The 21,310-nt window shown below is 73.2% G+C and carries 19 protein-coding genes; 12 read left to right on the top strand and 7 right to left on the bottom strand.

Annotated features, from left to right (window positions below; genetic code table 11):
• Positions 1-8: 8 nt before the first annotated feature.
• Positions 9-1,184: a TIGR03364 family FAD-dependent oxidoreductase gene (locus ACVHNB_RS17320; RefSeq protein WP_456228537.1), complete on the top strand. Its 1,176-nt coding sequence runs from the start codon at positions 9-11 to the stop codon at positions 1,182-1,184.
• Between the two features lie 75 nt (positions 1,185-1,259).
• Here ACVHNB_RS17320 and ACVHNB_RS17315 read toward each other — a convergent pair whose 3' ends face one another.
• The gene (locus ACVHNB_RS17315; protein WP_456228536.1) at positions 1,260-5,495 is read right to left on the bottom strand and encodes a S8 family serine peptidase; all 4,236 of its coding nucleotides are present in this window, start codon (positions 5,493-5,495) and stop codon (positions 1,260-1,262) included.
• Between the two features lie 91 nt (positions 5,496-5,586).
• Between ACVHNB_RS17315 and ACVHNB_RS17310 the strand changes: the two genes are divergently transcribed.
• Together ACVHNB_RS17310 and ACVHNB_RS17305 are read left to right on the top strand one after the other, a co-directional pair.
• Positions 5,587-6,534: a helix-turn-helix domain-containing protein gene (locus ACVHNB_RS17310; protein ID WP_428950256.1), complete on the top strand. Its 948-nt coding sequence runs from the start codon at positions 5,587-5,589 to the stop codon at positions 6,532-6,534.
• Positions 6,535-6,618: 84 nt separating this feature from the next.
• On the top strand, positions 6,619-7,302 hold the full coding sequence (locus tag ACVHNB_RS17305) for a flavin reductase family protein (protein ID WP_456228535.1): 684 nt from the start codon (positions 6,619-6,621) through the stop codon (positions 7,300-7,302).
• Here the strand turns inward: ACVHNB_RS17305 and ACVHNB_RS17300 are convergent.
• Positions 7,247-7,477: a hypothetical protein gene (locus tag ACVHNB_RS17300; RefSeq protein ID WP_456228534.1), complete on the bottom strand. Its 231-nt coding sequence runs from the start codon at positions 7,475-7,477 to the stop codon at positions 7,247-7,249. The two genes, ACVHNB_RS17305 and ACVHNB_RS17300, sit on opposite strands and share 56 nt — an antisense overlap.
• Positions 7,478-7,810: 333 nt before the next feature.
• Here ACVHNB_RS17300 and asnB point away from each other — a divergent pair, with 333 nt between their 5' ends.
• Together asnB and ACVHNB_RS17290 are read left to right on the top strand one after the other, a co-directional pair.
• Entirely contained in the window at positions 7,811-9,652 is a 1,842-nt protein-coding gene (asnB, locus tag ACVHNB_RS17295; protein WP_428950259.1) for an asparagine synthase (glutamine-hydrolyzing), read from the top strand.
• A 129-nt stretch (positions 9,653-9,781) separates the two neighbouring features.
• Complete coding sequence (locus ACVHNB_RS17290) at positions 9,782-10,171, top strand: VOC family protein (protein WP_456228533.1); 390 nt, start codon at positions 9,782-9,784, stop codon at positions 10,169-10,171.
• An 81-nt stretch (positions 10,172-10,252) separates the two neighbouring features.
• Here the strand turns inward: ACVHNB_RS17290 and ACVHNB_RS17285 are convergent, their stop codons facing one another.
• Both ACVHNB_RS17285 and ACVHNB_RS17280 read right to left on the bottom strand, forming a co-directional pair.
• The gene (locus tag ACVHNB_RS17285; RefSeq protein ID WP_428950261.1) at positions 10,253-10,489 is read right to left on the bottom strand and encodes a hypothetical protein; all 237 of its coding nucleotides are present in this window, start codon (positions 10,487-10,489) and stop codon (positions 10,253-10,255) included.
• A gap of 66 nt (positions 10,490-10,555) precedes the next feature.
• A complete protein-coding gene (locus ACVHNB_RS17280) occupies positions 10,556-11,146 on the bottom strand; it encodes an N-acetylmuramoyl-L-alanine amidase (protein ID WP_456228900.1) in 591 nt (196 codons plus the stop codon).
• A gap of 124 nt (positions 11,147-11,270) precedes the next feature.
• On the opposite strand from ACVHNB_RS17280, the gene ACVHNB_RS17275 reads away from it, so the two are divergent.
• Complete coding sequence (locus tag ACVHNB_RS17275; RefSeq protein ID WP_428950262.1) at positions 11,271-11,909, top strand: peptidoglycan DD-metalloendopeptidase family protein; 639 nt, start codon at positions 11,271-11,273, stop codon at positions 11,907-11,909.
• A 58-nt stretch (positions 11,910-11,967) separates the two neighbouring features.
• Positions 11,968-12,396: a pyridoxamine 5'-phosphate oxidase family protein gene (locus ACVHNB_RS17270; protein WP_456228532.1), complete on the top strand. Its 429-nt coding sequence runs from the start codon at positions 11,968-11,970 to the stop codon at positions 12,394-12,396.
• A 15-nt stretch (positions 12,397-12,411) separates the two neighbouring features.
• Here ACVHNB_RS17270 and ACVHNB_RS17265 read toward each other — a convergent pair whose 3' ends face one another.
• Positions 12,412-15,588 (bottom strand): cytochrome P450, encoded by a 3,177-nt coding sequence (locus ACVHNB_RS17265; RefSeq protein ID WP_456228531.1) that lies wholly within the window; start codon positions 15,586-15,588, stop codon positions 12,412-12,414.
• 196 nt (positions 15,589-15,784) lie between these two features.
• On the opposite strand from ACVHNB_RS17265, the gene ACVHNB_RS17260 reads away from it, so the two are divergent.
• The gene (locus tag ACVHNB_RS17260) at positions 15,785-16,417 is read left to right on the top strand and encodes a PAS domain-containing protein (protein ID WP_428957431.1); all 633 of its coding nucleotides are present in this window, start codon (positions 15,785-15,787) and stop codon (positions 16,415-16,417) included.
• Here ACVHNB_RS17260 and ACVHNB_RS17255 read toward each other — a convergent pair.
• Positions 16,357-16,899: an SRPBCC family protein gene (locus tag ACVHNB_RS17255; protein WP_456228530.1), complete on the bottom strand. Its 543-nt coding sequence runs from the start codon at positions 16,897-16,899 to the stop codon at positions 16,357-16,359. The two genes, ACVHNB_RS17260 and ACVHNB_RS17255, sit on opposite strands and share 61 nt — an antisense overlap.
• 147 nt (positions 16,900-17,046) lie before the next feature.
• On the opposite strand from ACVHNB_RS17255, the gene ACVHNB_RS17250 reads away from it, so the two are divergent.
• Together ACVHNB_RS17250 and ACVHNB_RS17245 are read left to right on the top strand one after the other, a co-directional pair.
• Positions 17,047-18,045: a glutathione S-transferase family protein gene (locus ACVHNB_RS17250; protein ID WP_456228529.1), complete on the top strand. Its 999-nt coding sequence runs from the start codon at positions 17,047-17,049 to the stop codon at positions 18,043-18,045.
• A 36-nt stretch (positions 18,046-18,081) separates the two neighbouring features.
• Complete coding sequence (locus ACVHNB_RS17245; RefSeq protein ID WP_456228528.1) at positions 18,082-19,236, top strand: dihydrofolate reductase family protein; 1,155 nt, start codon at positions 18,082-18,084, stop codon at positions 19,234-19,236.
• On the opposite strand, the gene ACVHNB_RS17240 is transcribed toward ACVHNB_RS17245, so the two are convergent.
• Positions 19,227-20,126, bottom strand: a complete 900-nt coding sequence (locus ACVHNB_RS17240; protein WP_456228899.1) for a DMT family transporter — start codon at positions 20,124-20,126, stop codon at positions 19,227-19,229. The two genes, ACVHNB_RS17245 and ACVHNB_RS17240, sit on opposite strands and share 10 nt — an antisense overlap.
• Positions 20,127-20,251: 125 nt before the next feature.
• On the opposite strand from ACVHNB_RS17240, the gene ACVHNB_RS17235 reads away from it, so the two are divergent.
• Positions 20,252-20,869, top strand: a complete 618-nt coding sequence (locus tag ACVHNB_RS17235) for a TetR/AcrR family transcriptional regulator (protein ID WP_428950268.1) — start codon at positions 20,252-20,254, stop codon at positions 20,867-20,869.
• Positions 20,866-21,300 carry a protein-tyrosine phosphatase family protein gene (locus tag ACVHNB_RS17230; protein ID WP_428950269.1) on the top strand — a complete coding sequence of 145 codons (435 nt, stop codon included), beginning with the start codon at positions 20,866-20,868 and terminating at the stop codon, positions 21,298-21,300. Before ACVHNB_RS17235 ends, ACVHNB_RS17230 begins: the two co-directional genes overlap by 4 nt.
• Positions 21,301-21,310: the final 10 nt, after the last annotated feature.

Genomic DNA, 21,310 nt, shown 5'->3' with positions numbered 1-21,310 from the left:
TGGACGGCATGAGCATCACTACCGCACCCTCCACGCCTGTCACTCTGCCGCGCGACCGCAGCGACCTCGTCGTGGTCGGCGCCGGCATCGTCGGTCTCGCGCACGCCGTCGAAGCGGTGCGCCGCGGCCTGCGCGTCACGGTGGTCGAGCGGGACCGGCGGCCGGTCGGCGCCTCCGTGCGCAACTTCGGGCACTGCTGCGTCACCGCCCAGCGCGGGGAACTGCTCGACCTCGCCACCCGCTCGCGCACGGGCTGGCTGGACGCCGCGGCCCGGGCCGGCCTGTGGGCGCCGGAGGCGGGCGCCCTGGTGGTGGCCCGGTCGGCGACGGAGCTGGCCGTCCTGGAGGAGCTGCGCGAGGAGCGCGGCACGGACGCGGTGCGGCTGCGCACGCGCGACGAGGTGGGCGACGCGCTGGGCCGGCCCGCGGACGAGCGGGGTGACCTGGCCGGAGGCGCGCTGCTGCCGGCCGATCTGCGGGTGAATCCGCGCGAGGCGGCGCCCCGGATCGCCGCGTGGCTCGCGGAGCAGCCCGGCGTGCGCGTCCTGTGGGGCACGAACGTGACCGGCGTCGAGTCCGGCACCGTGCACACCAGCCGCGGCCCGGTCCACGGCGACCAGCTCCTCGTCTGCGTCGGCCACGATCTGGACCGCCTCTACCCGCGGGAGGCCGAGGCGCACGGCATCGAGCGCTGCCGCCTGTCGATGGCCCGCGTCGAGGCGCCCGCGGCGTTCCGGACCGACGCGGCGGTCCTGACCGCCACGTCCATGCTGCGCTACGACGCCTTCACGGCGACGCCCTCCGCGGCCGCACTGCGCGACGAAGTCATCGGTCACAGCGCCGAGTTGCTCGACATCGGGGCCAACGTGATGTTCACGCGGCTGCCCGACGGCACGGTGCTGGTCGGCGACTCGCACGCGTACGACACGACGGAGATCCCGTTCCAGGACGAGGCGGTGTCGGCATTGCTGCTGCGCGAGGTGGCGCGGGTCCTCGGGGTGCGGGACGTGCGAGTGACCGAGCGCTGGCAGGGCGTGTACGCGAGCAGCGCGCGCGGGCCGCTGCTCGTGCGGGACCTGGCACCGGGCGTGCGGGCCCTCTCCGTGACGTCGGGTGTCGGGATGACGCTGTCGTTCGGCCTGGCCGCCGCGACGTTCGACGGAACCTTGCGCGCCACCGCCTGAGGAGGACGGCGCGAGGCGGCCTGAGAAGGATGAGGAAGGGGGCCCCTCCCCTCACATGGGGCCCCCTTCCCCGGCTCACTTCAGACCCAGCCGGTGCACTCCTCCCAGCTGCGTCCCGACGTAGAGGCTCCGCCCGTCCGGCGTGGCGGCCAGTGAGAGGACGTCGGTGTTCTGGAGGGTTCCGGAGACGTTGCGCCAGGTGCGTCCGCCGTCGGTGGACTTCAGAACTCCCCTTGCACCGTACGGGACTTCACCGGGAACCCAGCGCCCAGTGGTGCCCGCGTACCAGGCACCGCCCGCCTTGACGACGCCCGACACCTGGATCCGCAGGCCGCCGTGGTCGGCGGTGTGGAAGGTGCGGCCGCCGTCGGAGGACCAGCGCAGTGCGGTGCCGCCGACGATCAGCCGGTCGCCGTCGGTGCCGAGCGCGGACACCTCACCGTCGGCCGCCTTCGTCAGGGTCCTCCCGAAGTCGTCCGAGTAGGACAGCCCGCCGTATCCGCCGAGCCAGATCCGTCCGGGCCTGTCCGGGTCGGCGGTCAGCGCGCGGAACTCGTCGTTCTTGCGCAGGCTCTTCCAGTGGGCTCCGCCGTCGGTGGTGGTGTAGACGCCGGGGCCGTCGATCCGGGCGTACGAGACGGCGACGCGGTCGGGGTCGCGCGGGTCGACCAGCAGGGCGAGCGCGTTCCCGTCGAGCTGCCCCTTCTCCTCCCAGGTGCGCCCGCCGTCCGTGCTCTTCTGCACGGAGAGCCCGGCGAGGCTCTCGAAGGTGCGCCATACGATCCTGCTGTCGCGGGCGTAGGCGCGGATCGCCGTGACCTGGGTACCGGTGGTGCCTTCGTGTTCGCCCGGGCCCCATTCCGGGGAGGCGACGGGCAGTGCGGTGCGGTACATGCCGACGCTCGTCCCGGCGAGCAGCGACCCGTCGGCGACGGCGAGCGCGGGTACGCCCTCGCCCTGCACGCCGATCCGCCGCTGTCCCGGGCTCCCGTCCCCGCCGCGGTAGATGCCCGCCGAGGCGGCGCTGACGGTGTAACTGCCGTCGGCCCAGCGGTCGTAGTCGTACAGCACCGTGCCGGACACCGGCTTGCCGATCTCCTGCCAGGTGGCGCCCGCGTCCTTGCTGACGCGGACGGTGCCGTCCGATCCGTCCCGCAGGATCTCGCCGCGGCTCACGGTGACGAGCCCGCGGCCGTCGCCCTGGCCGGCGCCCCAGCTCCGGCCGCTGTCACTGCTGATGAACAGGCCGCCGCCCTTGCCGAGCACACGCACCGCGACGAGCGGCCCGTCGGCGTCGAAGCCCGCGAGGACCTGCGAGCCGTCCTCGGCCGCGGAGTAGATGCGCTCGGCCTTCTTCGGACCGTCGCCGGCCATGCCGCGCACGACCCACAGGGCGCGTCCGGACCACGCGTACAGGTCGTCGCCGCCCATGGCGATCTGCAGGACGTCCCCCGGCAGCCCGAGGTCCTCGGCCTGCCAGCTGTCGCCCTTGTCGCGGCTGACGAGGAGACCGTCGCTCGAAAGGGCCGCCAGCACATGGGTGTCGGCGTCGGCGACCAGCTCGTCGTAGGACGTGTCGGGCGCGTTCAGGCGCTCCCAGGTCCGCCCCCGGTCCTCGGTGCGCAGGATGCCACCGGCGGCGACCGACCAGGACACGGCGGTCATCGCGGACCACCAGCGGTCCGGGTCGTGGGCGTCGACGACGAGCGAGGGCTCGCCGGTGGAGGCGCCCGTGAACGGGGTGCGGCTGCGCTCCGTCCACGTCCGGCCGGCGTCGGTGGTGAGCCAGGCGCCCGGCTTGCCGCCCTGCGTCATGACCGCCTGCTTCGGGGCACCCGGGGCCAGGGTGACGCGTCCGTCGGCGCTGTTCGGTCCGACCGGCTGCCAGGTCGCCCCGTCCGCGTTCTCCTGCGTGACCTCGAACCCGCCGTTGCCGTACTGGCGTTGGCCGCCGGTGGCGGTGGCGCGCGCGGTGATCCGGTAGGTCCCGGCCGTCGTGCCGGTGAGGTCGGCGGCGAAGTAGTGCGGGTTGCCGGTCGCGCGCGTGGCCTTGGTGTACGTACGGCCGCGCGGCGGGTCGACCGTGAGGACGGGCGGCGCGGTCAGCGGGGTCGGCGTGTAGACGTATGCGGTGCTCGCGCCCGACGACGGGTCGGGGCTGGCGTCGACGTACAGCGGGGCCGCTTCCAGGAGGTACGGCACCGTCAGGGACGGAGCGCCGCGGCCGGTGACGCTGATCGCTCCGGAGAGGTGCACGGTGGTGTCGGGGCGGCGCGCGTCGACCGTCAGTCGCACGGTGGCGCTGCCTCCGGCGCGGACGGTGACCCGGCGCGGGCTCACGCGCGCAGCGTCGCCGGTGACGGACACCGATCCGCTGACGGTGCGCTTCGACGTGTTGTGCAGGGTGACGGTGCGGGTACCGGTGACGCGTGATCCGCCCATGTCGGCGAGGCCGAACGAGACACTGGCAGGCGACGCGGTCAGTGCGGCCGCCGCGGCCGCGGCGACGTCGAGCCGTCCCGCGCCCTGGGCGATGGTGTCGACTCCCTTGAGGCGGTGGGCCGTTCCGGTCAGCTCCGCGCCGATCTCGATGGCGGGGCGGTCGGGCTGCAACTGGCGCAGCAGGGCCGCGGAGCCCGCGACGAGGGGCGAGGCCATCGACGTGCCGGACATGCGCCAGGCGCCGGAGGCCACCATGCTCCTGGGCACGGTCGAGCGGATCTCGACGCCGGGGGCGACGAGGTCAGGCTTCGGGCCGAGGTTCTGGTCGGGGCCGCGCGAGGAGAAGGAGGCGATCTCGTCGCTGGAGTCCCGGCCGGAGAGCGTCACCTTGGCTTCCTGGGCGGCGAGTTCGGTGAGTTCCTGGCCCTGGATGCGGTCGACTCCGGTCACGACGAGGTGGTCCATGCGCAGGTCGCCGCCCGAACCGGCCAGGCGCCGTCCGCTGTCCGCGGGCACGGGCGCGCCGTCGGATTCCTGCTGCTCCCTGCCGCCGGCGACGACCGGTCCGCCGCTGTTCGCGACACCGCCGACCAGGGCGACGGCGCCGCGCTTCTCCGCTTGCTCGTACACGGCGAGGTCGTCCGCGTAGACGGTGTCGCCCTCGCCGCGGGCGGGCGGGAAGGCGTACAGGACGGTCTTGCCGCGTACGTCCCCGGCCCGCTCCCAGTCCTCGGGGCTGCCGGTGCCGATGTCGACCAGGGCGCCGGTCACGGGCGTGTCCGGCGGGTTGGCGGAGACCAGTCCGCGGTACGTCTCCAGGGTCTCCCGCTGTCCGGCCAGGCGGAGTTCGGGCACGGCGATCCCGCTGGTGGAGGCGCCGACCGCGAGGACGCCCCGGGCGGCGGCGGGGCTGCCGACCGAGTACGCCCCGGGGCCCTCGTTGCCCGCGGAGGCGACGACCACGACGCCCGCGTCGACGGCGGCGCTCGCGGCCAGGCCGAGCGGGTCGGTGCCGTCGCCGGGTCCGCCGATGCTGAGGTTGATGACGTCGGCGCGGTGCGGGTTGGCGGGGTCGATCGCCGCCTCGATGCCCGCGACGATCGCGGAGGTGTCGCCGTAGCCGTCGGCGTCCATCACCTTGTACGCGAGAAGCTGGGCGTCCGGCGCCGCGCCGGTGACGCCGCCGCTCCCGGCCGCCTTCGCCGCGATGATGCCGGCGACGTGGGTGCCGTGGGCGTTGTCGTCCATGGGGTCGTCGTCGTTGTTGACGAAGTCGTGGCCGCCGACGACCTTGTGGCCCTCGCCGAGGCCGCCGCCCAGGTCGGGGTGCGTGTAGTCGACGCCCGAGTCGACGACGGCGACGGTCACGCCCCTGCCGGTGGCCTTCCCTCCGCCGGGCGCGGGGCGCTGCCAGACCTCGGGGAGGCCGACGAGTTCGTGGGCGTCGGTGGCCTGCACCTTCATCCGGGTGTCGGGGACGACGGCCTTGACGCCGGGCAGGGCGCGCAGCCGGGTCAGGGTGTCCTCGTCGACGGTCATGGCGACCGCGTTGAGGGCAAGTCCCAGGCGGCGTACGGCCTTCGGGGCCGCGCCCGCGTCCTCGGCCGCCTCGATCACCGTGTCCTGCCGGTCGTCGATCTTCGCGCGAGCCACCCGGACGTCGGCGGCGCGTGCGTCACGGGTGGCGCCCCGGGGCGCCTCCAGTGCGGTGGCGCCGTCGAGTTCGACGATGACGCGGGTGCGCGCGGGGGCGCCGGCCGCCTCGGCGGCGGGCGCCGCTCCCAGCAGCCCGCCGAGCACGGCGGCGGTCAGCGCGGCGTGCAGGGGTCTTCGGACGCCGCGTCGTGTGTGTCGTATGTGGTTGCCCATGCGTGCACTTGGTAGTCGCCCGGCCGATGCCCGCACAATGGATCACCGCGGCCCATTGCTGCCGCTGGCACACATGGGCCAGGATCCCGGCATGACCGATCAGCTCGCTGCCGTCGGCGTCGACCCGTTCGACGAGGCCGTCTACCGTGCCCTGCTCACCCGCCAGGCCGCCTCGCCGGGGCAGCTCGGCGACGAACTGGCGTGCTCCGCGGACCGGGTGGGCCGCGCCCTGGCCCGGCTGCACGACCTGGGGCTGGTCGGCCGGCTGTCCGGAACGCGCCGGCGGTACGCGGCGATCGACCCCGAGCACGCCGTCGACGCGCTGGTCCGCACGCGCGCGGCCGAGCTGGACCGCGTCCGGTCGACGGCGGCCGAGCTGTCCCGGCTGTTCTCGGCGGGCCGGCACGGCGGCGGTGAGGAGGTCGAGATCGTGCACGGCAGCGAGGCGCTGGGCCGCTGGTTCGTCCGCCTGCAGCAGGAGGCGCGGCACCAGGTCCGCACCCTGGACCGGCCGCCGTACGCACTGACCACGGCGAACCCGGTGGAGGAGACGGCGCTCGCCGAGGGCGTCGGCTATCGCGCCGTGTACGCGCCCGAGGCGCTGGAGTGGCCCGGGGTGCTCGACGACATCCGGCGGCTCGTGGCGCACGGGGAGCAGGCGCGGGTGCTGTCCGGGCTGCGGGTGAAGCTGGCGATCGCCGACGACCGCATCGCGCTGCTGCCCCTCTCCCTGGACCTGTCCGACGTGCGGGCGGCGGTGATCCGGCCCTCGGCACTGCTCGACGCGCTCATCGACCACTGGGAGCTGTGCTGGGCCGCGGCCGAGCCGCTGGACGCGCCCGCCGAGGGTCCGTTGGACGCGGACGACCGACTGATGCTGTCGCTGCTGGTGAGCGGGTTGAAGGACGAGGCGATCGCCCGTCAGCTCGGCTGGTCGGTGCGCACCATGCGGCGCCGCACGAGCCGGCTGCACGAACTCCTCGGCGCGGCCAACCGTTTCCAGGCCGGGGTGATCGCGCAGCGCCGCGGGTGGATCTGACCGGGACCACGGCCGCCCCCGGGGCGGGACCGGCCCGGCACCTTTCGGCGGGCGCCGAACCGATCGCTGCCTACGCTCCCGTCCATGACCACCGCGACCTCGCTGCCTCATCTGTCCGTCGAGCCGGGCGTCCTGTACTTCGGCACGCCCGTGGTGCTGCTGACGACGGAGAATCCGGACGGCACGTTCAACCTGGCCCCGATGTCCTCGGCGTGGGCGCTGGGCCGCACGCTCGTGCTGGGGCTCGGCGCCGAGGGGCAGACCGCACGGAACCTGGCGACCCGCCCCGATGTGGTGGTCAGCCTGCCGGGGCCCGGCCTGTGGCAGGCGGTCGAGCGGCTGGCCCCGCTCACCGGCCGGGACCCGGTGCCCGCCTCGAAGCCGCGCGGCTGCCGCTTCGAGGCGGACAAGTTCGCGGCGGCGGGCCTGACGCCGCAGCCGTCGGTCGCGGTGCGGCCGCCGCGGGTCGCCGAGTGCCCGCTGCAACTGGAGGCGCGGGCCATGGCCGTACGGCCCGACACGGGCGATGACTTCGTCGTCGTCGAGGCGGCGGTGCGCCAGGTGCACGCCACGTCCGACATCGTCGTGCCCGGCACCGACCACATCGACCCGGTGGCGTGGAGTCCGCTCGTCTACAACTTCCGCCACTACTTCGGCCTCGGGCCCGAGCTCGGGCACACGTACCGCAGCGAGACGGCCGGTGCGGCGCGGGTCAGTCGAGGCGCCGCTCGGCGAGGTCGAGCCAGTGCTCCACCTCGTCGGGGGTGAAGTGACGGATCGTCCGGTCCGTCATGCGCAGGCGCATGTGCGCCCAGGCCGGCCGCAGCGCCCACCTGCCCGCCGGAACAGGACCCTCCGCGGTCAGTCGCGTCCCCGTCCGCGCGCACAGGGCGTCGGCCAAGCGGTCGGCGTCGAGTCGCTCCGCGCGTTCCCAGGGAGTCATCCGCCGACGATGCCGGCAGGATTGATCAAACCTTTGCCGATGGCCGGATCGCACTGGTCGCCCGAGGCAACCGAAGCCGGGAAGCCCGCACAGCAAGGGATTTGCGAAGGGGATCACTCCGGCCGGTCCGGCGCGGCGCGGCCGAAATCCTCCGGGTCGCGCCGCCCGGCACGTTACGGCCGCGTTGACCCGGCCCGCCGCCATGACACACGCTCGACATATAGATGCCGTGTACAACCGACTCGGCCCCGACGGCACCCGCGCCTGCGTCACCGCAGGTCAACGCGGCCGTGTCCGGCTGCCCACGGCGGAACGGGAAGCAGGAGGAAGCATATGTGTGGCATCACCGGCTGGGTCTCCTTCGACCGCGACCTGCGGGCCTCGGCCGACGCATTGGATGCGATGACGCGGACGATGGAGTGCCGCGGCCCCGACGACCGCGGCACCTGGATCGAGGGTCCCGCGGCGCTCGGTCACCGCAGGCTCGCCATCATCGATCTGCCGGGCGGCCGGCAGCCCATGACCGCGACGACACCGAGCGGCACGGTCGCTCTGGTGTACTCGGGAGAGACGTACAACTACACCGAGCTGCGCGCCGAACTCGCCGCTCGCGGGCATGAGTTCAGGACCGACTCGGACACCGAGGTGGTGCTCCGCGGCTACCTCGAATGGGGCGAGGAACTGCCCGAGCGGCTCAACGGCATGTACGCCTTCGCCGTGTGGGACGGACGCGTCGACAAGCTGCTCATGATCCGCGACCGGATGGGCATCAAGCCCTTCTACTTCTACGAGACCGCGGACGGCGTGCTGTTCGGCTCCGAACCGAAGGCGATCCTCGCCAACCCGCTCGCCAGGGGCCGGGTCACCCTCGAGGGACTCCGCGAACTGTTCACGTTCGTGAAGACTCCCGGACATGCCGTGTGGGACGGGATGCACGAGGTCGAGCCGGGCACCGTCGTCACCGTCGACCGGTCCGGGCTGCGCCGCCGCGCGTACTGGACGCTGGAGACACGGGCGCACACCGACGACCGGGAGACGACCATCGCCACGGTGCGCGGCCTGCTCGACGACATCGTGCGCCGCCAGCTGGTCTCGGACGTGCCGCGCTGCACGCTCCTGTCGGGCGGTCTCGACTCCTCGGCGATGACCGCGATCGCGGCGCGGCAGCTGGCCGGGCAGGGCGAGACCGTCCGGAGTTTCGCGGTCGACTTCGTCGGTCAGGCGGAGAACTTCGTCGCGGACGAGCTGCGCGGCACACCCGACACCCCCTTCGTGCACGACGTGGCGCGCTCGGCCGGCACCGACCACCGCGACATCGTGCTCGACTCGCATGCGCTGGCCGACCCGGAGGTGCGGGCCAAGGTGATCCGGGCCCGTGACATCCCGGCCGGGTTCGGCGACATGGACGCCTCGCTCTACCTGCTGTTCCGCGCCATCCGCGAGCACTCCACGGTCGCCCTCTCCGGCGAGTCGGCGGACGAGGTGTTCGGCGGCTATCTGCAGTTCTTCGACGAGGAGGCACGCAACGCCGACACGTTCCCCTGGCTGGTGCGGATGGGCCGGCACTTCGGTGACGACGCGGACGTGCTCCGCCCCGACCTCGGCAAGCGGCTCGACCTGGAGGGCTACGTCGCCGACAGCTACGCGGGCGCGGTCAAGGGCATCCGGCGTCTCGACGGCGAGAGCGACTTCGAGTACCGGATGCGGCGCATCTGTCACCTCCACCTGACCCGGTTCGTGCGGGTCCTGCTGGACCGCAAGGACCGGGCGAGCATGGCGGTGGGTCTGGAGGTGCGGGTGCCGTTCTGCGACCACCGGCTCGTCGAGTACGTGTACAACACCCCGTGGGCGCTGAAGTCCTTCGACGGCCGGGAGAAGAGTCTGCTGCGCGAGGCGACCGCGGACGTGCTGCCGAAGTCGGTGTACGACCGGGTCAAGAGCCCCTACCCGTCGACGCAGGACCCCAAGTACGCGGTCGCTCTCCAGGACCACGCGAAGGACCTGCTCTCCCGGCCCTCGCACCGCGTCTTCGACCTCGTCGACCACGCGCGCGTCGCCCGCGCCGCGCACCGTGAGGCACCCCAGATCACCCAGGCCTCACGGCGTGGCCTGGAGCGCACCCTTGACCTGGCGCTGTGGCTGGACATGTACAACCCGGAGCTGGCCCTGGACTGAGCCCGTCCGGCCCGAAAGAACTGGCGGACCGGCCCGCGGTGTGCCTAGTATCCGCGGCAGCATCGCGTGCCGGTCACCGTCCGGGTGAGGCATGGAGGTGCCGGAGTTGCCTTCTGGAGGCAATCCCCCATGGCAGTTCAGCTCAACCACACCATCGTGCACGCCCGGGACAACCGGGAATCCGCCGAGTTCCTGGCCCACATCCTGGGTCTGGACGTCGGGGCCGAATGGGGTCCGTTCGTCGCCCTCGACCTGAGTAACAGTGTGACCTTGGACTTCGCGTCCATTCCGGCAGAGTCCATCGTCACCCAGCACTACGCCTTCCTCGTCACCGAGGAGGAGTTCGACGGCATCTTCCAGCGCATCAAGGACGCCGGTATCACGTACTACGCCGATCCGCACGGAAAGCAGCCGGGCGAGATCAACCACAACGACGGCGGTCGCGGCGTGTACTTCATGGATCCGGTGCGCCATGGCATGGAAGTCATCACCCGCCCCTACGGCGGCGGGGAGGACTGACACGCCAGGCGGTGGGGTCGCGTCGTCGACGCGGCCCTGCTCCGTACGCCTACCTGTGTGCCTCGATCTGTCTGTCTGCGCTCAGCGGAAATCCGTCACATGGAGAACGAGCAGGACCGTTCCCACGACCAAGGCCGCAGCCCCCAGCGCCCCCAGCCCCAGAGCCGTCCGCCGCGCCGGGCGGCAGACCAGTTCGGCGTCCTCCTGGCGGACGGAGGCCGAACAGGGAAGCGCCGCGAGGCCATACGTCACCAGACCGGCCGTAGTGAGCGTCAGGCCGAGTCCGAGCCACGTCACACCCGCGGACATAAAGGACATACGTCTGATTCTGCGGCCAGTTCGGCCATCGCGCTAGCCCGGCGGCAGGAGTGGTCTTCGCGGGACCTACCTCGGGCGATCTGCGAGACAGGCGTCGATACGGCTCCGCATCGACGCCATCGTGAACCCGGTGGGGTCGATCTTCCCGGGCTGCCACTCGCTGTGGCCGATGACGGAGCGGGCGTTCCAGCCGTGGTGGCGGCAGAGCGCGGCGGCGGCCCGTTCGACGGCGTCGAGCTGAGCGGCGGGCCACGGGTCCTTGCCGTCGCCCAGGTTCTCGCACTCGAAGCCGTAGAAATGCCGGTTGCCGTCGACGGTGGCCTGCTGCCGCCGCGGCAGTTCCGTCTCGGCCACGACGGCCTTGAGCACGTCGGGGTCTCCGAGGCCGGCGTGGTTGGCGCGGCCGTAGCCGACGAGGTGGACAGTGCCGTCCTTGGCGATGACGCCGTGACACAGCGGGCCCGGCAGCCCCTCGTACCCGTCGCGGCACAGTCGCACGGTCGCCTCGGTGCCGCGGGTGACGGTGTGGTGGATCATGACGCCGTTCACCGGGCCCCAGGCCCCCTTGGCGTTGCGGTGGTGGTCGCGCCAGTTCCCGCACTCGGTGACGGACCCGCCCTCGGCGCGCAGTGCGGCCGCGAACTGATCCGCGCTCATCGGCTCTGCCATGTCTCGGAGCCTAGAAAGAATTCGGCTCCGCCGCAGGTCGGAGGCTTGCCGCCGGGACAGGGCGGGCGGTCCGCCGCATGCGGTACCGGGGTGCGGCCGGTACAACGGAACCATGAGCACTGGAACCTGGAGCATGCCCGTCGACAAGGGCCGCGTCAGCGCCAAGTACCGCCAGCCCGGCGGCTGGGCGGCCGGTTTCCACACCGGCGTCGACTTCGCGGTCCCCACCGGCACGCCCGTGAAGTCCGTGGGGCCCGGCACCGTCGTGACGGCGGGCAACCAGGGCGCGTACGGCAACGCGGTGATCGTGAAGATGAGCGACGGCCGCTTCACGCTGTACGCCCATCTGAACTCGCTGGACGTGAAGACCGGCCAGTCGGTGACCGGTGGCCAGCGGCTCGGGCTCTCGGGCGCGACCGGCAATGTCACCGGACCTCATCTGCACTTCGAGGCCCGCACCCGCAACGAGTACAACGGGCACACCGATCCGCTCGCCTATCTCGCCGGGCACGGAGTCGGCAAGGCGGGCGCGAAGAAGGCCGCCGCGCCCCGCAAGAAGGCGGCGACGGCCACGGCGCGCAAGGCGGCGGCCCCGGCGGCGTACACGGTCCGGGCGGGCGACACGCTGTCCGGGATCGCGCAGTCGAAGCTGGGCAGCGCGAGCCGCTACGGCGAGATCGCCAGGCTCAACGGGATCGCGGACCCGAATCTGATCCGGGTCGGCCAGAAGCTCAAGATGCCCGCCAAGTAGACCGAGCAGCAGGCAGGCGCCGGCACCACCACAACTCGCGCTTCTCCAAGGAGAGTTCATGCCGCTCACGAAAGAACAGCGCGACGAGTTCCTCGCGGCCACGCATCCCGCGTGCGTCGCGGTGGACGCCCGGGGCGGCCGGGGTCCCCTCAACGTGCCCATCTGGTACGCGTACCGGCCGGGTGGCGCGTTCACCGCAGTGACCGGACGCGACAGCCGCAAGGCGCATCTGCTGGCGGCCGCGGGGCGGTGCACGTTCCTGGTGCAGCGTGTCGAGCCGTCGTACCGCTATGTGGCGGCGGAGGGGCCGGTGGCGTTGCGTACGGCGACGGCCGACGACCTGAAGGAGGTCGCCGGCCGGTACCTGGCGCCGGAGGTGCTGGCCGGGTACGTGGAGAACTCCTTCCGCAGGTCGGGCCCCGAGGGCCTGCTCCTCGTGCAGCTGCATCCGGAGCACTGGCTGAGCGCGGACCTCGGGGCGAACTGAGGTTCTCCTGCGCCGTCAGCCCCCGTAGACGTCCTCCACGTAGCGGCCGTCGACGACGAGTGCGGCGAGCCACTGTTCGGCCGCGGTCACGTCGGCGCCGGGCACGTGCGCGCGGTACAGGTCCCGGAACGCGGCGCGGACGCCCGGCGCCATCCGGGCGCCGTCTCCGCACACGTACACCCGGGCACCGGCGTCGAGCAGTGCCCAGAGTTCGGCTCCCTCGGCGGCGATGCGGTGCTGCACGAAGGCGTGTCCGTCGACGGGGGCCTCGCTGAAGACCGGGCGCAGGGAGATAGCCGCGGCGGCGTCGGCGGCGCGCAGTTCGTCGGCGTGCAGGAGGTCGCGGTCCGGGTGATCGCAGCCGAAGTAGAGCAGGGCGGGCGGGAGTCGGTCGCCCTGGCCGGCCGCTGCCAGTCGTTCGGCGATCGCGCCGCGGAACGGTGCGAGTCCTGTTCCGGCCGCGATCATAACGACGGGTCCGGGGGCGTCGGGCCGGATGCGGAAGGCGTCGCGGCACGGCTGGACGCGGCCGAGGACGGTGTCGCCGGGGCGCAGGGCCGCCAGGTGGGTGGAGCCGGTGCCCCGGTAGCGGCCGGTGCCGGAGGCGGCGGGCGCGTCGAGCACGGACACCATCAGGTCCACGTGGCCTGGCAGCAGGGCCGGGCTGGAGGAGACCGAGTAGTGGCGCGGCTTCAACGGGGGCAGCAGGTCGATGAGTTGCGGCCAGGTGAGGGCGCCGCGCAGGGCCGGGTGGTCCTCGATCAGTTCGAGGAACGTCCGAGGATCGTCGGCGGGCAGTGCCGCGAGCGCGGCGGCCTCGGGCGGGCAGGGGTTCGCGGCGGCGAGCGCGGCGACGTGATCGGGGCTGGGGCGGTGCTGCAACTCGACGTGCCGGGACAGGAGCTCACGGACCGTCAGAGGGCGGTCGACGGGGAGCGTGTCGCGGCGTGGCCGGTCGGTGCGGATGTCGAGCAGGGTGTCCGGGTCGACGCCGAGTGCGCGCACCGCGCGGTCGACGAGGGCGGGTTCGTGCGCCGGGAGCACGGTGAGGTGGTCGCCGGTGCGGTAGGTCTGCCCGTCGGGCAGCGCGAGCCGCAGGAACCGCTTGGTGCGCGGGTGGCCGGGGGCCGTGAGGTCGTGGGCCTCGGTGACGGTCAGCGGGGCGAGTCCGTGCCGGGCGGCGGCGAGGTCGCGGGGGCCGCCGGTGACCTCGCGGATGTCGTACGTCGCCGTGGGCGCGGGCCCGGTGCCGGTGGCGTCGGGGTCGCCGTACCGCTCCAGGAGTGCGGCGCGCAGTCCGGCGGTGAAGGTGCGCACGGTGCCGGTCAGGTCGCCGGAGGCGTCGGCGGCGGCGCGCTCGCAGAGCCGCTCGGAGCCGAGGGCGGTGAGGCGGTCGTCGATGCGGGTGGGGACGTGCTGGTAGGTGGCGGCCCAGTTGCGGTCGCCGACCCCGAGCACGGCGTGCACCGCTCCGTCGAGGGAGCCGTCCGCGGCCCGGTCCAGGGCGGTCATGAACTCCCGGGCGTCGTCGGTGGGTTGTCCGTTGTAGGAGGCGGCGACGACGATCACCGGGTGGTCGGTGGGCAGTGCTCCCGCGTAGGTGTCGAGCGGGGCGACGTCGGTCGCGCAGCCGAGGGCGGCGGCCTCGTCGGCGAGTTGGGCGGCCAGGCTCCGGCAGGTGCCGTAGTTGCTGCCGTGCAGGAACAGGGCGCGTGTTCCGGGCCGGACCTGTACCGGCAGCTCCGTCGTGTCGCGGACCTGTTCGGGCGCCGCGGTGTGGCCGGGGAGCGGAGTATGACGGCGGTCGGCGGGGGTGCGCGGGGCGAGTTCGAGGGTGAAGCCGTCCGGTTTCATGGTGAGGGTCTCCTTCACCGTGAGCCGGTAGTCGGCGTGGTCGCGCAGCCGGTAGCGGTGCACCAGCATCGCGAGCAGCATGGTGGCCTCGTGGAGCGCGAACTGCCTGCCGATGCAGGCGCGTTCACCGGTTCCGAAGGGCTTGAAGGCGTGCGGTGAGCGTGCCGCCTCGGCCTCGGGCGTGAACCGGTTCGGGTCGAACCGCTCGGGGTTGTCGCCCCACACCGGCCGGCGGTGCAGCATCGGGGTGAGCACGGTGACGCCCTGTCCGGCGCGCACGGGCACGCGCCCGCCGAGCAGGGTGTCGGCGCGGGCCTCCCGGCTGAACGCCGCCGCCGTGGGCCACAGGCGCAGCGCCTCGTTGAGCACCTGCCGGGTGTAGGTGAGCCGGCCGACCTCGTCGAAGTCCGGCTCGGGGTCGGCGGTGTCGCCCCACAGGTCGTCGACCTCGCGGCGGACGAGGTCGAGGACCGCCGGGTTCTTGGCGAGGTAGTACAGGGCGAAGGACATCGCGCCGGACGTCGTCTCGTGTCCGGCGATCAGGAAGGTGATGACCTGGTTGCGGATGTTGGCGGTGTCCAGCGTGCCGCCGCCCTGCGGGTGTTCGGCGGTCAGCATCAGACCGAGCAGGTCGTCGGTGTGCTGCTCGCCGCCGCGCACGCGGGCGGTGATGACGTCGTCGACGACCTGTGCGAGGTAGTCGGCGTCGGTGCGGAAGGCGGCGTCGGCCGCCGTGTGGTCGCCGCCCGGGGTGCGGGCGAGCCGCTTCATGCTCCACTCCAGGCAGCGCACCATCGACTCGACGAACGGGTGCGGTTCGGTGCCGGCGAAGGACCCGAAGTCGTAGCCGAATCCGGCGAGTCCGATGGTGTCGAGCGTCATCCGGGTCATGTCTGCGGGGACGTCCACGGGGCGGCCGTCGTGGGCGGCCCGGTCCCAGGCGTCGACGAGCCGGCGGGCGACGCGGTACATCACCGGGTGGTAGCTGCGCATGGAGCCGAGCGCGAAGGCGGGCATCAGGATGTCGTGGGCGCGCGCCCAGTTCGGCTCGTCGTTGTAGGCGGTGAACAGGCCGTCGGCGGCGAACGCGCGGACGTTCTCCAGGGCGGGACCGATGTGTTTGGTGAAGCGGGACTCGTCGGCGAGTTCGGTGACGAGGTCGAGGTCGGCGACGAACAGCGCGTCGCGGCCGTGCAGGCGGCGCACCAGGACCGGGCCGTGCTCGCGCATCAGGCCCATGACCTGCTGCAGCGGGGCGGGGCCCGGGCCGGTGGCGGAGATGTCGATGAGCGGAAGGCCGTCGGTGGGGGGCGGCGGGAGCAGCGTGGGGTGCGGCATGGTGCGGCAACTGCCTTTCGCGGGTGGGGGGATCGGCGCTTCCAGCTTGATCCCGCTCCCCCGCTGGTCAGCGCCGCTCCGCTACATGATTGTGTAGCGGGTGACGGCGTGGCGGGCTTGTGCCCGGCCCGCATTCGTGGCAGGGACGAGAGGCAGGTGCGGGCCGGTGGACGCGGTGGTGTGGCGCAATCGCGCGATGGTCCTCTTCGACCGCATTCCGATGCCGGTGGCGGTGTGCGACCCGTACGGGGTCGTGCGCATCGTCAACGCCGCGCTCGCCGCCGAGTGGGGCACGACCCCGGGGCGGCTCAAGGGCCGCGACCTGCTGGAGCTGTTCGCGCCGCGCGACGGCACGCAGGTCGACCGGATCGTCGAGGCGCTGAAGCTGCGGCGCCGTTCGCGCTACACCGTTGCGGTGACCTGGCGGGCCGCCGACGGTGCGGGGCGCAGCGGTGAGCTGACGGTCGACCCGGTGAGCGAGACCCCGAACGCGCTGCCCGATCTGCTGGTGATGCTGCGGGTGACGGGCGAGTCCGCGCCGCGTCCTGCGCCGGCCCCGGTGGTGCTGCATCCGAACGAGGAGCGGATCCTCGCGCTGCTCGCGGCGGGCGCGACGACGGCCAGGGCGGCGCGTGAGACGGGTCTGACGACCGACGGTGTCACGTACCACCTGCGGCGCCTGTCGCAGCGCTGGGGCGCGTCCAACCGGACCGAACTGGTAGCCCGCGCTTACGCGTTGGGGATTCTGGAGCCGGGCGTGTGGCCGCCTCAGGTCAGGTCGTCGAGGCCGGGCACCGGTGCGCCGGAGGGGAATCCGGCGGTGATGTAGGCGTCGTACAGCTCCTTCCACGGCGCGCTCGCCCCGGTGTGCGGCCCGTCGGGGGCCTGGCCGCGGTCGGCTCCGTCGAGGGCGGTGAGGCAGACCTCCCAGCCTGCGGCGTTGCGTGCGGCGCCGTCGGCCGTCTCCAGGACATTGGTGAGGGTGAGACGGGTGCCTCCGTCGTCGAGCGGTTCGAGGCCGAGGCGGAGTTCGTCGCCTCCCCAGGTGTAGGCGAGGCTGCGCGGGGCGTCGGCGGCGAGGACGGTGCCGGTAGCCCCTTGCTGCGCCGCGTCCGGGGCGTCGGAGAAGAGAACGGTGGCTCCGGGCTTCAGCTCGTCCGCCCGGAACGGGGACGGGAACCAGTGCCGCAGCTCGGCCGGGTCCGTGACGTACCGCCAGACGCGCTCGACCGGCCGCGCGTAGGTCCGGGTCAGGCGGACGGCGGGGCGCCCGTCGTCCAGGGTGAGGTAGGTGCCGGTGAGGGTCGTCATGCCTGCGCCTTCCGTGGTCCGCGCGGGACGTCCCCGCGTTCCGGGGTGCCCCAGGTCCTGCGAGCCTCTCACCGGGCGCCGGCCGGCGCTCGCGGTGCGGTGGTACGGGGGCCGTTTCCCGGGCAGGCTCGACACCGTGGCCCACCCATGGATCCGGCTCTGGAGGGAGACTCCGTGAACGGCAACGACGCGTACGGAAAGAAGGGCTTCAAGCGGTCCCGCAGTCACTTCGCGGACCGGATCACGGCCGACGGCCGGGACGGCTGGCCGGTGGAGGCGGGCCGCTACCGGCTCGTCGTGAGCCTCGCCTGTCCGTGGGCGAGCCGCGCCCTGGTGGTGCGGCGGCTGCTCGGCCTGGAGGACGCGCTGTCCCTGGCCGTCACCGATCCGATCCAGGACGACCGCAGCTGGCGGTTCACGCTGGACCCGGACGACCGCGACCCGGTGCTCGGCATCCGCTACCTCAGCGAGGCGTACGACGCCCGGGAGACCGGCTATCCGGGCGGTGTCAGCGTGCCCGCGATCGTCGACGTACCGTCCGGCGAGCTCGTCACGAACGACTTCCAGCAGCTGACCCTGGACCTGGAGACCGAGTGGACCGCGCTGCACCGCGCCGGCGCTCCCGATCTGTATCCGGAGCCGCTGAGCGAGGAGATCGACGCGGTCATGGAGGACGTGTACCGGGACGTGAACAACGGCGTGTACCGCGCCGGGTTCGCGACGAAGCAGAGCGAGTACGAGGACGCGTACCGGGATGTGTTCGCACGCCTGGACGCGGTGTCCGAGCGGCTGGCGGGGCAGCGCTTCCTCGTCGGCGACACGATCACCGAGGCGGACGTGCGGCTGTTCACGACGCTGGTGCGCTTCGACGCCGTCTACCACGGCCACTTCAAGTGCAACCGGAACAAGCTCACCGAGGACCCGGTGCTGTGGGCGTACGCGCGGGATCTGTTCCAGACGCCGGGCTTCGGCGACACGGTCGACTTCGACCACATCAAGCGGCACTACTACCAGGTGCACTCGGGCATCAATCCGACGGGGATCGTGCCGCTGGGGCCGGATCTCTCGGGCTGGCGGGCGCCGCACGGACGTGAGCGGCTGGGCGGGCGGCCCTTCGGCGACGGGACACCGCCCGCGCCTCGGTAGGGTCGGGGCGTACGCCACCCAGGTCACGGAGCCGCCATGTCCCGCCCTTACGTGCTGTTGTCCGCCGCCGTCTCGCTCGACGGCTGCCTCGACGACACCGGGCCCGAGCGGCTGCTGCTGTCGGGGCCCGAGGACTTCGACCGGGTCGACGCGGTGCGGGCCGCGAGCGACGCGATCCTCGTCGGCGCGGGGACGCTGCGCGCGGACCGGCCCCGGCTGCTGGTCAACTCCGCCGAGCGGCGTGCCCGGCGGGTCGGCGAGGGGCGCCCCGCGTACCCGTTGAAGGTGACGGTCAGCGCGTCCGGTGACCTGGACCCCGGGGACCCGTTCTGGACGACCGGGGGCGAGCGGCTGCTGTACACGACGGACGAGGGCGCCCCGCCGGCCCGCAGCCGCGTGGGCGAGGTGGCGGACGTGGTGCCGCTCGGCCCGGTGGTCGACTGGGCGGCGCTGCTCGACGACCTCGGCGCGCGGGGCGTGGGCCGGCTGATGGTCGAGGGCGGGGCGCGGGTGCACACGCAGTTGCTGCAGCTCGGGTTCGCGGACGAACTGCGGCTCGCCGTCGCGCCGTTGGTGGTCGGCGCGCCGGACGCGCCACGGCTGTTCGGGCCCGGCGCCTATCCGGGCGGCCCGCGCGGGCGGATGCGGCTCCTGGACTCGGAGCAGGTGGGCGACGTGATCGTGACGCGCTACGCGCCGACCGTGCCCGGCGCCACGGACGCGGCGACGGCGGCGGACCGGCACTGGCTGCGGCTCGCCTGCGAGCTGGCCGCCGACTGCCCGCCGTCCGAGACCGCGTTCAGCGTCGGCGCGGTGATCGTGGCGGCCGACGGCACGGAACTCGCGCGGGGCCACTCCCGGGAGGCCGGCGACCCGGTCGTGCATGCCGAGGAGGCCGCGCTCGGCAAGCTCGCCGCCGACGATCCGCGCCTGGCGACCGCCACCGTGTACAGCAGCCTGGAGCCGTGCGCCCGCCGGGCGTCGCGGCCGAAACCGTGCGCGCGGCTGATCGTCGACGCGGGGGTGCGTCGGGTGGTGACGGCGTGGCGGGAGCCCGACACGTTCGTGCCGGGCGCCGACGGGATCGGGGTGCTGGCCGGGGCGGGCGTCGTGGTCGCGGAGGTGCCCGAGCTGGCCGAGGCTGCCGTGCGCCCCAATCGGCACCTGGTCACCGCCGGACATCAGGAGTAGCGGGCCGCGGGAGTTCGCCGCCGACCTGCCGCGCCCCGCTGGACGACCACGACCGCGGCGAGCCCCAGGGCGAGCCCGAGCACGGTGCGCACGCCGAACGGTTCGCCGAACATGAGCGCTCCCCATACCGCGGTCACCGGCGCCATCAGGAACATCAGGGTGTTGACCTGCGTCAGTCCCCGCCGGCGCAGCACGATCCAGTACAGGCCGTAGCCGCCGAACGTCGACAGGCCCACGAGCCAGGCGATCGCCAGCCAGAACGACGGCGCGGCGGGCGGCGCCGTGCCACCGGTGGCGGCGGCCAGGGCGGTGAAGATCACGGCGCTCGTGGCGCAGTGCACGGTCAGGGCGGCCATCGGTTCGACGGGCGCGGGCGAGCGGCTCTCGACGAACGTCGCCGCCACCAGCGCCAGCATCCCGAGGAAGGGGATCAGGTACGCCCACCCGGCGACGCCGGTGACGGCCCCCGCGTCGGCCGTGGTGACGACGGCGACCCCGGCCACCCCCAGGCACAGTCCGAGCCACTGACGCGCCGTGACGTACTGGCGCAGCAGCGGTCCGGCGAGCGCGCCCGCGACGAGCGGCTGGGTGCCGTCGATCAGGGCGGTGGTGCCGCTGGAGACGCCGAGCTGGATGGCGTAGTAGACGGTCAGCAGATAGCCGCTCTGGGAGAGGACGCCGACGACGATCTGGCGTCCGGCGTCGCGGAGCGACAGGCCGCGCCACCAGCGCCGCCCCGCCGTCGCGGCGACGGCGCCGAGGACCAGCGCGAGCGGCAGGAACCGCCACATCAGCGTGGTCACGGCGGCCGCCTCGTCGGCCCCGAGCTTGGCTCCGATGAAACCGGAGCTCCAGGTCAGGACGAAACCTAGGGACAGAAGGACGTTCATGGCGTGGGCACCGCCTTGTGAGCGCGGGTATCGGATGTCGATGTCGATGTCGATGTCGATGTCGAGCAGAGGTATACAGATCTGTTTACCTGACGTCACTATACAGATCGGTTTACTCTGGAGGCATGCCTACGAAGACCTCAGGCCCGCCGACCGTCGATCCGGACCGCCCCGACCTCACCCCGGCCGCGCGCCGCGTCCTGGACACCGCATCGCGGCTCTTCTACGAGCGGGGCATCCATGCCGTGGGCGTCGACCTGATCGCGGCGGAGGCGGGCGTCACGAAGAAGACGCTCTACGACCGGTTCGGCTCCAAGGAGCAGATCGTCGTCGACTACCTGGCCACGCGGGACGCGCGCTGGCGGGCCTTCCTCGCGGCGCACCACGACCCGGCCGCGCTCAGCCCGTCCGAGCGGGTGCTGGCCGTCTTCGACGCGTCGAAGGAGTGGATGGCGGCCCACAGCGGCAAGGGCTGCAGCATGGTGAACGCGCACGCCGAGATCAGCGATCCGGCACATCCCGCGTACGCGGTGATCGCCGGGCAGAAGCAGTGGACGCTGGAGCTGTTCACCCGGCTCGCCCAGGACGTATCGCCGGACGCGGCACGGGAGTTGGGGCGTTCGCTGATGTTGTTGCACGAGGGTGCGCTGGTCTCGGACGGTCTGGATGTCTTCCCGGACGCGTTCGGGCGGGCGCGCCGTCTGGCGGCGTTCCTGCTCTCCGCCGCGCAGGAGGCGCGATGACCTGGGAGCCGGACGGGCCCGGCGTGCTGCGCCTGCCCTCGGGGCGGCTGGTGCGCGGCCGGGGGCTGCGCGCCCCGCTGCCGCCCGGTCCGCGCGCGGAATTCGGCGTGTACCTCCTCGGCCGTCGGCCGCCGCCCGTGGACTGGGAGTCGGCCTGGCTGCACTGGCCGGACTTCCGGCTGCCGTCCGATGCCGAGCGCGCCCGCGCCGTCCTGCACGAAGCATGGCGGCGGTGTGCCGACGCACGCGTGGAAGTGGCGTGCGCGGGCGGCCGGGGCCGGACCGGGACGGCGCTCGCCTGCCTCGCGGTGCTGGACGGGGTGCCGGCCGCCGAGGCCGTCGCGTACGTGCGCCGGAACTACGACCGGCGCGCCGTGGAGACACCGTGGCAGAAGCGCTACGTCCGCCGGTTCACCGTCCCGGAAAATTGAGTTGCGCCGC

This window comes from Streptomyces sp. YJ-C3 (assembly GCF_053891275.1).
The sequence above is the reverse complement of the archived record's forward strand: the minus strand, read 5'-3'. Positions and strand labels throughout refer to the sequence as shown.